This is a genomic window from Salinispora cortesiana (genome assembly GCF_000484695.1).
Classification (GTDB): Bacteria; Actinomycetota; Actinomycetes; order Mycobacteriales; family Micromonosporaceae; genus Micromonospora; species Micromonospora cortesiana.
On sequence record NZ_AXVR01000024.1, the window covers coordinates 54,865 to 65,542 of the forward strand.

A 10,678-nucleotide genomic window follows, 5' to 3' on the forward strand; every position below is an offset into this window, starting at 1 on the left:
GATCGGCATGGCGGGGCGTTACGACCATGACGTGTTGGCGGGAGACTGGCGGCGGCGCCGGGTCACCCCGGAGGTGGCCGCGGAGCCCGACCTGGTGGTCGAGGACGCCGACTCGGGGTTTTGCGGCGCGGTGGTCGGGTTTGAGGCCGGCGCGGTGGTGCTCGAGGATCGGCACCGACGGCGGCGTACCTTTCCCCTGCTGCCGGCGGCATTCCTGCTCGATGGTGAGCCGGTGACGCTGCGCCGCCCCTCCCGGGCAAAAGTGCCGGCCGCTCGGCGGCGGACCGCCTCCGGCTCGATCGCCGTCGACAACGTCCGCGCCCAGGTGGCGAAGGCGAGCCGGATCTGGGTGGAGGGGGTGCACGACGCCGCGTTGGTGGAGCGGATCTGGGGCGACGACCTGCGCGTCGAGGGCGTGGTGGTGGAGCCGCTGGACGGGATAGACGATCTCGACGCCCGGGTACGCGACTTCGCCCCCGGCCCGGGCCGGCGGCTCGGCGTACTTGTTGATCACCTTGTCCCCGGTTCCAAGGAGAGTCGGGTGGTGGCCCGGGTGACCTCGCCGCACGTACTGGTGACCGGGCACCCCTACGTGGACGTGTGGCAGGCGGTACGGCCGGCCGCACTGAACATCTCTGCCTGGCCGGTGGTGCCGCCCGGGCAGCCCTGGAAAGAGGGGGTTTGTGCGGCGCTCGGGGTGGCCGAACCCGCCGAGTTGTGGCGGCGGATTCTGTCCCGGGTGAACTCCTTCGCCGATGTCGAGACGCCGTTGATCAATTCAATGGAGCGGTTAATCGATTTCGTCACCGAACCGGCCCCCTGAGCCTGGCGGCCCCCTGAGCCCGGCGGAATCCCGACCCCGGGTGGGCTTGCCGGAGTCCGGCGGAGTGTCCTGGCTGACCCGGTTTCGGTTGGCGGACCCGACTTGGACGCGTGCGAACCACTGCCGCAGGGCTACGGCGAGTTGGCGATTCGATGACACGTGCACCGGCGTGTCACGATCGTGGTGTGGACGCGGTGCTGTGGATTGTCGTCGGGGCGGTGCTCGCCATCGCCGAGATCTTTACGACGACGCTGTTCCTGATCATGTTTTCGGTCGGGGCGTTCGCGGCTGCCGGCGCAGCCGCGCTCGGGGCGCCCGTGGAGATCCAGGCGGTCGTCTTCGCCGTGGTCTCGGCGCTGACCGTGCTGGGTGCCCGCCCGGCGTTGCGGCGTCGGGCTACCCTCGCCTCGACCGAGGATCGAACATTCGGTGTCGGAGCGATCGAGGGAAGCACGGCCCTCGTGCTGGAGCGGGTCGACGCCGACAACGGGCTCGTCAAAATCGACGGCGAGCTGTGGCAGGCCCGTTCCTATGACGCGACCCAAGTCTTCGCGCCGGGGGACCGGGTGCAGGTGATCCAGGTGCGTGGCGCTACCGCGCAGGTGTGGCGGGATGATGTTTCCCGGCCCGGCGAGCTACCTGAGACGAAAAGGTGAGTAGATGGACTTCCTGTTGCCGGTCCTGTTGATAGCTCTGGCGATCATTGGCGTGGTGACCCTGGCCCAGGCGGTGCGGATCGTGCCGCAGCAGCGCCAGGACGTGGTGGAGCGGCTCGGCCGCTACCAGCGCACCCTCAACCCGGGGCTGAACATGCTGGTGCCCTTCATCGACGCGGTACGCACCAAGGTCGACATGCGCGAGCAGGTGGTCAGCTTCCCACCGCAGCCGGTCATCACCTCGGACAACCTGGTCGTCTCGATCGACACTGTGCTCTATTTCAAGGTGGTGGACTCCTTCCACGCCACCTACGAGATCTCGAACTTCCTGCAGGCCATCGAGCAGCTCACGGTGACCACACTGCGTAATGTCATCGGCTCTCTCGATCTGGAGCGGGCGTTGACCAGCCGGGAGGAGATCAACCGGCACCTCTCCGGCGTGCTGGACGAGACCACCGGCCGCTGGGGCATCAAGGTGACCCGGGTGGAGATCAAGGCGATCGAGCCGCCGCCGAGCATTCGGGACTCGATGGAGAAGCAGATGCGCGCCGAGCGGGACCGTCGGGCCGCGATCCTCACCGCCGAGGGGCACAAGGAGTCGCAGATCCTCACCGCCGAGGGTGAGAAGCAGGCGGCGGTGCTGCGCGCCGACGGTGACCGGCAGGCCCGCATCCTGGAGGCCGAGGGGCAGGCGAAGGCGGTCCGTACCGTCTTCGACGCCATCCACCAGGCGAACCCGAGCCAGAAGGTGCTCGCCTACCAGTACCTGCAGGCGCTGCCGCAGATCGCCAACGGCTCCGCCAACAAGGTCTGGATCGTCCCGGCCGAGTTGACCAAGGCGTTGGAGGGCATGGGCGGCGCGTTGGGAGGCCTGAGCCAGATGGCCGGTGACGCACCGTCACCGGAGGCATCCGACGGGGCCAGCCAGGTCGAACGGGAGGCCGATGAGGCCGCACAGGCCGCCGCGGCTGCCGCGCGGGAAGTCCACGACGAGGTACGCGTCGCCGAGGCGCAGGCCGCCGGGAGCGCGGAGCCGAAGGGGCTGCCCGCACCCGAGCCGGTCCCCGCGGAGAGCGTGCTGAACGACGCCACCGACCAGCGCGAGCGGGGCTGACCGTCGACATCGCGCGATAACGCGAGAACACCTCATGGGGCGCTCCGGTGCCTGCCACCATCGGTCGTAAGGCGGGTGGTGACCAGATTTCGGGGCGCCCCGGCGCGTCCCGCACCGCTCGGGCGGAGCGAGGTGACGGATGAAGAAGGCGGACAGGCAACGCCACTCCTCGGCGTCGGAGGTCGGGGCGCACGACCCGGTCGCGCCACTGGGAACCCGCCGCGCCGGCGGTGGGTTCGGAGTGTTGCCGTTCATCGGGGACCCGCCGCCGGGCGCGCCGGCTACTGACGCGACCTGGGCCTGGTCGATCCGTCGGCTGGCCCGCGCGGCGGTGTGGCTGCTGCCCGCGTACGCGATCCTCTACGGAACTGTCTCGATGGCGAGCGACCGGGGTGTCGGCAATACGTCGTACCCGAGCGACGGTCGCCCGCTCTACCTGGTGAGCTGGCTGCTGGCGACCTGGCTGGGGCTGCTCGCGGTGCTCGCGCTGGCTGGTCTGCTGGCAGCGACCCGAAGCCGGCGGGCTGCGGTGACCGGGCTGCTGTTCAGCCTCGCTGGCCTGGTGTTGATGTTGCCGTTCGCCGGCTTGGCCGCACAGACGCCGGTCTTCGGCACCACCGCCCGGGTCCTGGTTCTGGTCGGCTCCGCCTGCTACAGCCTGGGCTGGCTGGCCATCGGTTGGGCGGTCGCCCGTTCCGGCATGTTCAGCATGGGCGACGGCGCGATGTTGATGATCGCGGCGCCGCTGCTTGGCCTGGCCGGTTCGCTGATTGGTTCGTTGCAGACCTTCGGCGCGATCTTCGCACTGATCGCCGGCATCGGCATCGGCTACCGCTCCGGCCGTCTGCTGCCCCGGGACATCATTCGCGACGCTACCAATGCCAGTCTCCCGACGACCGCGCCAGCGGCCCCGGCTGCCGGCGGCCCGGCCGGGACCGGCGGACCGTTGGCCGCGGGCTGACCTGTCTCGACCGGACTATCGCGGTGCTGGCAGGTCTATCGTCGGGCTAGTTTCAGACACGTCGGTACCCTCCTCGGCTCTCCTCCCGCATGGTTGGTGACAGTTCCTGGGTCCGAACGGACTCACGTCACTGCTGACAGCGATGAGGGAGCACACCGATGGAAGCGCGCATGCCAAGTCTGACCGGTCCCGACGTGATGACAGCGGTCCAGCATCTCGGCAGGGCGATCCACGCCGGGGGCGTCGCCCCGGGCCTGCTGTCCCTGATTCACCTGCGGATCAGCCAGATCAATAGCTGCAGCCCATGTGTCTTCGGCGCGGTTCGGTCGGCGAGGGAGGCCGGTGAGACCGAGGAGCGGCTGCACAACGTGACCGCCTGGCGCGACACGCCCTTCTACACCGAGGCGGAGCGGGCGGCCTTCGCCCTGGCGGAGGCCGCCACCCGAATTCAGGACGGGGCACCGGGCGTGACCGACCAGATTTGGGACGACGCCACCGAACACTTCACCGAGGAGCAACTGGGTGCGATAACCCTCCAGATCGCACTGGCCAACTTCTTTAATCGCATTAACCACACCATTCGGGAGCAAGCCGGCAAAGCATGGTAAGAGGGTTTGAGAAGGATTCGGATTGAGGTCGCAAAGGTTCCAGGCCCGTTGACGGCGTGCCGGTTGGCCGCGGGTGAGTCGGCGGTGGGCGGTCAGTCGGTCTGCGCTCGGCGACCCTTCATCGAGCGATCACCGTAGACCCTTTCTGGCCCGGGGCTGTGCCGACAGCGACACGCCACCCATCACGAACAATTCTCACGCACCTTTGATCCTTCTGATACCCTGCCCTCGCCTTGTCCAAAGAGGAGGGACACTGAAGTAGTGAAGCTATCAAGCGTCGCGTCCGTGCTAGTGCTATCAATCGGAATGGCTGTTACCCCGGCGGCGTCTGCCCACGCAGCTACAGACAGAAGTGGGGCGGAACGGCTGAACATCCCGGACAGTAGTCCGTGCAAGGCGGGTCGCACGGTTATGCAAGGCATGGTGAAAGGGCCAGAGCAGCAGCTGTACATCATTTTTACAAAGGCAGCCGGCGCGGAGCCTGTCCTGTCCAGGTGGTTGCGCGACGGCTCAACCTGGGACGGCACCAGCTGGGTCTGCGCCGGGGCGCCAACCTCCATGCCCGCACTCGGCCACGGCAACGACCTCGCCTACAACGCGAACTATCTGGGACAGGGTCCGGCCTTGATCGCCACCCAGGGGTCCCAATCCGCGTTTCCCAGCGATGAGGTGACAATCATACGCCTGAACGCCGACGGATCTATTGGCACAACCGAAGAAATTCGCCTACCGATAGGCAATATCAGCGGCCTCTGCTACAGTGCGACGGCTGCCGGCGGAGCCGGCAAATACGCCGCCCGACGGCTGGGTAGCCTATGGACGCATCCCGGCGCCGGTGCGCTGACGAGTGGGTGGACTCTGGTGAAGAGTAACCTGACGAGTCACGGCAATCGTTCCGACCAGGGCATCGACTGTTCTGAGAACTATATCTGGAACACAAAGTCCATCAATGTATCAACGCCCAGTACCGGGTGGAACTGGGTGTACCAGTACAACTGGTCTGGAGGTGACGTGGAGACCGACATCGGAATCCCGGGATACAACTTGAGGGATGAGATCGAAGATGTTACCCATGTGGGGAGCGAATTCTTCGTCGGTATCAACCGAAACGGCGGGATAGCCGACTCCGTAAAGGTTTTCATCGAATAGATTCGAGTCATGGCAGGCGGAGTGCTGGTACTTCACCTGCTGAGAGGGAGACCAGGTCACCGGGCGGATCCTCGGCGTGCTGCGCCGCAGGGTCCGCGCCGCCCAGGGCCGCACCGCCGCTCGGTCGGCGCTGAGATTGCTTCGTGGCACTCCCGGTGCCGACCTCCGAACCGCCGCGTATTCGATCTGGATGCGAACACGCGACGGCTCGGGCCGAACGCTGCTCCCGGAGCCCCGGGTCAGACATGGTGGCCGTGGTCAGTCGGCCACACCTATGGCCTGACGGGGGCAGGCCAGCGCCGCCTGCCGGACCTCGTCGTGCTGCTCGGGTCGCGGCTCTTCCACGAGTAGCCGACCGATGCCGTCGTCGTCCTGGTCGAAGACGTCCGGAGCGGCGAGAACGCACTGTCCGAGGCCGTAGCATCGGTCCCGATCGAGGTTTACCTTCACCACGTCACGGCCAACTCAGACACCCTGTACATGATGTCCTTGTCCTGTACCTTCAGGTCGGCGTCGCTGTCGGCGAGGCGCAGGGTGGGAAAGCGTTCCAGCAACCGGCTGTAGACCACCTCGAGCTCCAGCCGGGCCAGGGCGTGGGCCGGACACTGGTGGGGGCCGTAGCCGAAGGTCAGATGCTGGCGTGCGTTGCGTCGAACATCTAGTTCGTCCGGCCTTTCGAACACCGCGGGATCGCGGTTGGCGAGGGGTGGCAGGGCCACCACCCCTTCGCCCGCAGTCACTGTTTGGCCGTCGACCTCCACGTCGTCCATGGCCACCCGGGGTATGCCGAATTGGATCATGGGCAGGTAGCGCATCAGCTCGTCCACTGCCCCGGGCATCAGGTGGGGCTCGCGCCGCAGCAGTTCGAGCTGGTCGGGATGGCGTAGCAGTGCCGCGACGCCCAAACCGATCATGTGCGCTGTGGTCTCCTGCCCAGCGGCCATGGTGGTCCAGGCCAGTCTGATCAGCATTTCCCGGGTCAGCTCGCCGGTGGCCAGGTAGCGGCGCACCATGTGTCCCAGCAGGTCGTCTCGGTCGTGGTGCTCCCGGTCGGTCACCAACTTGTCGAAGTAGGAGACCATGTCCTGCAGGGCGGCGACTTGATCGGCGCTGCTGGTCGATTCCATCAGCTTGGCCGCCAGGCCGGTGAACAGTTCGTATTCGCTGAACGGGATGCCGACGAGGTGGCAGGCCACCCGCGACGGAACTACGAACGCGACATGCTTGACGAGGTCAGCGCCGGGCCCGGCCGCTGCCAGCTGGTCGAGTGCCTCGTCGGTGATCTGGGTGATGACCGGCCGCATGGCCTTCGCCCGCTTGACAGTGAGTTCGCCGGTCAACATGCGGCGGTAGTACCTGTGCCGCTCGCCGTCCATGGCACCCAGCGTGTCCTTGAGGAGGTCGTCGACCGGTTTGCCAGTCCGATTGGGAAACCCTGGATGCGACATGTCGGAACTGAAGCGAGGGTCGCTGAGCGCCGCGCGGACCCCTTTGAAGCTGGTGATCAACCACGATGGATTTCCGTCGGACATCCTGACCGGTGCCACGGGGCAGCGGCCGCTGAGCTCGGTGTAGGCCTCCGGGGGGTCGAACGGCATGGATCGCTCGAATTGGGGAAACGTGAGTTCGGGTGCCAGCGTGTGCAGCGGTGTGGCGGTCTCTGGGTCGGGTGCGGCGGCAGAGTGTGACGACATATGGATTCTCCAGGGGATCGGGATGCGGTTTCTCCGTTGGCTCCGGACGCAATGCGTGGTGGCGCACGGCAGCGACAGCGCCCGGGCTCCGCCGGCATTGGCTGCCTCAGATGCGGTAACAGGGTGGGCGGGTGCCAGTTGGCGGCCGTCGGAATCGGTCGCCGTTAGTGGCACAGCCTGTGTTTGTTACCTGGAGCACGGTCACACCTCTCCTTCCTCGCGTGCGGACTCGAAGCCGCGAGCTGCCCCGGGTGATCGGGATGCGCTTCCAGCGCATCCGTCATCCGTCATTCGTCACTCGGGGTCCCCACAAGAGGGGTGTGGCGATGGGCCTGATGCACATGATCCGTGTCGCAAACACGACATGTCAATCGATGTGTCTCAACGGCTGTCTACTGAATTTATGGGGACGCAACGCCTTCGCCAGCACATTCCGCTCTGGGGTGTCCGATCGTGGCGTGTCGCACCAGGAAGCGGGCGGCTCGGCGACAGGCGGACCTGGGAGGCCGCCCCGCACCACTCGGCGTGGAGCAGCCGGTGCGTGTTCATGCTGGATCGTGTTGATCAAACTCTCAAACAGGTCAAACTCTGCTTTTTAGGTTGAAAGGCAGAGTAACCGTACATCTCATCCGTGTCGTAGATACATTCGGTCACACTGATGCTCGGCCGAAGGTTGATGGCGAGGCGTTCCAGAAGGTCGCGACTGGGCGCTGTCGTGGGAGTGTTCCCCACTGCCTGTTTCCTCCACCCAAGCGACAATCTGGGGCGGTTAGGCCGGGAAACAGCTGGCAGTAGCCGGTGAATTGGCTGACAGTCGTCGCTCAGGTTGGCTGGTCGACCGACTCCCTGGCAATCCTGGACGCCATGGCCCTGCCCCGTACGCTGTTGTCTCGGCTGTTCACCGTGCTGCTCGCCGGCTTGCTCGCTGGTCTCGTCCTGGCGGTAGCGGTGCTGCCGGGCAACCTGCTGCTCGGGTTCGCGGCCCGGTCGGCGCTCGGGAGTTACTCGTCGCTGCCGGACGTGCTGCGGACCCCGGCCACACCCCAGCGCTCCTACCTCTACGCCAACGACGGCACGACGCTGATCACGAGCTTCTACGACGTCGACCGTACCGACGTGGGGCTCGACGAGATCGCACCGTCGATGCAGGCGGCGATCGTGGCGGCCGAGGATCGCCGCTTCTACGATCACGGTGGCGTGGACCTGCGCGGAATGGCCCGGGCCCTGGTCGCCAACGCGAGCGGTGGCGAGACCCCGCAGGGCGGCTCGACCCTGACCATGCAGTACGTCCGCAACGTGCTCAAGACCGATCCCGGGCTGACGGCCGAGGAGCGCGACGCGGCCACCGAGCAGACGGTCGAGCGCAAACTACAGGAGATCCGGTACGCCAACGCGCTCGAGCAGCAGCTCAGCAAGGACGAGATCCTCAACCGCTATCTGAACATCATCTACTTCGGCTCCGGGGCGTACGGCATCTCGGCGGCCAGCCAGCGGTACTTCGCCAAGACCCCGGCGGAGCTGACCCTCAGCGAGTCGGCGCTGCTCGCCGGCCTGCTGCAGTCACCCGAGGCGTACAACCCGATCGACGGTGACCAGGAGGCGGCGCTGGTCCGGCGGGGATATGTGCTCGACGCGATGGTCGCCATCGGCGAGATCTCCGCTGCCGAGGCCACCGCCGCGAAGGTGGAGCCGTTGACACTGCGCCCCACCGCCCAGCCCAACGGCTGCACCGCCGCGGCCGGTGGCCAGGACGACCTGGGCTTCTTCTGCGACTACGTACGCCAGTGGTGGCTTACCCAGCCCGCCTTCGGGGAGACCGTCGAGGAGCGGGAGCAGGCGCTGCGCCGGGGCGGCTACACCGTGGTCACCTCGCTGGACCCGGAGCTCCAGGCGACGGCGCAGCAGCAGGTCACCAGCGTCTACGGGTACGACAACGAGCGGGCGCTGCCGCTCGCGGCGGTGGAGCCCGGCACCGGCCGGGTGCTCGCGATGGCGGTGAACCGGCACTACAGCCTGGAGGCGAACCCGGCCGGGCAGCCGAACTACCCGAACACGGTGAACTCGCTGATCTCCGGCGGCGGCAGCGTCGCCGGCTACCAGGCCGGTTCAACCTTCAAGCTGTTCACCATGCTCGCCGCCCTGGAAGCGGGGATGCCCCTCGCCACCGGCTTCGACGCGCCCAGCCAGCTGCCCACCCGGTACGCGGCCGAGGGCGACGCGAGCTGCGACGGGCGCTGGTGCCCGGTCAACGCCAACCCGGAGTGGATGGACGGCTACCGGATGATGTGGGACGGCTTCGGTCGTTCGGTGAACACCTACTTCGTCTGGCTCTCCGAGCAGATCGGCCCGGAGAAGGTGGTGGAGATGGCGCAGCGCCTCGGCATCACCTTCCGGTCCGAGGCGGACGCGGCGTTCGCCGAGAACGACGCCGAGAACTGGGGTTCGTTCACCCTCGGTGTGGCCGCCGCCACCCCGCTGGACCTGGCCAACGCGTACGCCACCGTCGCGGCGGAGGGGACGTACTGCGAGCCGCTGCCGGTGGTCTCGGTGACCGCGCCGGACGGCTCGGTGGTGCCGGTCGCACCCTCCTGCGAGCGGGTGCTCGACGCGGAGGTGGCGCGGGCCGCCACCGATGCCGCCCGCTGCCCGGTCGGCCAGCAGTCCTCGACCAACCAGTGCAACGGCGGCACCGCCACCTCGGTGGACCGGATCCTGGGCGGCCGGCCGGTCGCCGGCAAGACCGGCACCTCGGACCGGGACGTCACGGAGAGCTTCGTCGGCTTCACCCCGCAGATCGCGGTCGCCGGCATCGCCGCGAACCCCGACGACACCACCGACGCGGTCGGCAGTGCGGTGCAGGTGCAGGTGATCGACGCGGTCGCCGAGGTGATCTCCACCGCCGTGCAGGGGCAGCCGGAGCAGGCGTTCGTCGCGCCCAGCCCGGAGCTGGTCGGTGATCCGCGCCGCCCGGTCGAACGGCCGGAGCCGGACCGTGGGCAGCAGGAGCCCGGCGACGACCGTGGCCCCTTCGCCGACCTGCGTCGTTGGTTTGAGGGCCGTGGCTGAGGCTCCACCTGGGTGCGGGTGGAGCCAGCGGATGGGCTGCTGTCTCACGTCACGCGCCAGGAACGGCAACGGACACGTCGGTGATCTCCATGTCAGGGGGCGACATGAGCGCTGCCAGCACGGTCCGGGCTACGCTGCGCGGCTGGATATACGCGTGCGCCACGTACTGGGCGCCTTCCTGTCGACGTATGGCCTGCTGCATCTCGGTGGCTGTCCGGCCGGGGTAGACGCTCGTCACGCGAATCCCGTGCGGGCCCTCCTCCGCGCGCAACGCCTGCGCGAGTGCGCGGGCCGCGTGTTTGCTCGCGGAGTATGCGCCCCACCCGGGGCTGGTGCGAAGGCCCTGACCGGAGTTGACGAAGACCACCTGGCCGCGAGCGGTCCGGAGCGCAGGCAACAGACAACGGGTGAGCTCAGCTGGGCCTGCCACGTTGACTTTGTAATGCTCCAGCCAACTTTCGGCCTCGGCGTCGGCGATGGAGCCCAGCTGGGCCAGACCCGCGCTGTGCACGAGACCGTCGATGGGCCGGTCTCCGGCGGCCAGGGCGGATCCGTGAGCGGCGATGCCCTCCACGTCCAGCAAATCGAGAACAAGGGTCTCGCATCC

The 10,678-nt window shown here is 67.6% G+C and carries 10 protein-coding genes; 7 read left to right on the plus strand and 3 right to left on the minus strand.

The features are described 5' to 3' along the window. Positions 1-7: 7 nt before the first annotated feature. The 6 genes from K228_RS0112830 (at position 8) to K228_RS0112855 (ending at position 5,311) form a co-directional block, all read left to right on the plus strand. A complete protein-coding gene (locus K228_RS0112830) occupies positions 8-823 on the plus strand; it encodes a DUF3097 domain-containing protein (protein ID WP_025618807.1) in 816 nt (271 codons plus the stop codon). A 185-nt stretch (positions 824-1,008) separates the two neighbouring features. Beyond that, on the plus strand, positions 1,009-1,479 hold the full coding sequence (locus tag K228_RS0112835) for an NfeD family protein (RefSeq protein ID WP_025618808.1): 471 nt from the start codon (positions 1,009-1,011) through the stop codon (positions 1,477-1,479). 4 nt (positions 1,480-1,483) lie between these two features. Then, entirely contained in the window at positions 1,484-2,593 is a 1,110-nt protein-coding gene (locus K228_RS0112840; protein ID WP_025618809.1) for an SPFH domain-containing protein, read from the plus strand. A gap of 139 nt (positions 2,594-2,732) precedes the next feature. Beyond that, complete coding sequence (locus tag K228_RS0112845) at positions 2,733-3,554, plus strand: hypothetical protein (protein ID WP_025618810.1); 822 nt, start codon at positions 2,733-2,735, stop codon at positions 3,552-3,554. Between the two features lie 170 nt (positions 3,555-3,724). Next, entirely contained in the window at positions 3,725-4,162 is a 438-nt protein-coding gene (locus K228_RS0112850) for a carboxymuconolactone decarboxylase family protein (protein ID WP_188116196.1), read from the plus strand. Positions 4,163-4,573: 411 nt separating this feature from the next. Next, positions 4,574-5,311, plus strand: coding sequence for a hypothetical protein (locus K228_RS0112855; RefSeq protein WP_155251575.1), 738 nt, complete (start codon positions 4,574-4,576; stop codon positions 5,309-5,311). A gap of 258 nt (positions 5,312-5,569) precedes the next feature. Here K228_RS0112855 and K228_RS0112860 read toward each other — a convergent pair whose 3' ends face one another. Then, complete coding sequence (locus tag K228_RS0112860) at positions 5,570-5,764, minus strand: ferredoxin (protein ID WP_025618813.1); 195 nt, start codon at positions 5,762-5,764, stop codon at positions 5,570-5,572. Then, positions 5,758-7,005: a cytochrome P450 gene (locus tag K228_RS0112865; protein WP_025618814.1), complete on the minus strand. Its 1,248-nt coding sequence runs from the start codon at positions 7,003-7,005 to the stop codon at positions 5,758-5,760. Before K228_RS0112865 ends, K228_RS0112860 begins: the two co-directional genes overlap by 7 nt. Before the next feature lie 798 nt (positions 7,006-7,803). On the opposite strand from K228_RS0112865, the gene K228_RS0112870 reads away from it, so the two are divergent. Then, a complete protein-coding gene (locus K228_RS0112870; protein WP_025618815.1) occupies positions 7,804-10,071 on the plus strand; it encodes a transglycosylase domain-containing protein in 2,268 nt (755 codons plus the stop codon). Positions 10,072-10,120: 49 nt separating this feature from the next. Here the strand turns inward: K228_RS0112870 and K228_RS0112875 are convergent. Then, positions 10,121-10,678, minus strand: a 558-nt coding sequence (locus K228_RS0112875; RefSeq protein ID WP_025618816.1) for an SDR family oxidoreductase, incomplete at its 5' end; no start/stop codon positions are given.

What these genes read in the sequence shown, in the direction of transcription:
- K228_RS0112830 (WP_025618807.1), top strand. Translation starts at nt 8, where the DNA reads ATGGCGGGGCGTTACGACCATGACGTGTTGGCGGGAGACTGGCGGCGG.
- K228_RS0112855 (WP_155251575.1), top strand. Translation starts at nt 4,574, where the DNA reads ATGCAAGGCATGGTGAAAGGGCCAGAGCAGCAGCTGTACATCATTTTT.
- K228_RS0112840 (WP_025618809.1), top strand. Translation starts at nt 1,484, where the DNA reads ATGGACTTCCTGTTGCCGGTCCTGTTGATAGCTCTGGCGATCATTGGC.
- K228_RS0112865 (WP_025618814.1), bottom strand. Translation starts at nt 7,005, where the DNA reads ATGTCGTCACACTCTGCCGCCGCACCCGACCCAGAGACCGCCACACCG.
- K228_RS0112845 (WP_025618810.1), top strand. Translation starts at nt 2,733, where the DNA reads ATGAAGAAGGCGGACAGGCAACGCCACTCCTCGGCGTCGGAGGTCGGG.
- K228_RS0112850 (WP_188116196.1), top strand. Translation starts at nt 3,725, where the DNA reads ATGCCAAGTCTGACCGGTCCCGACGTGATGACAGCGGTCCAGCATCTC.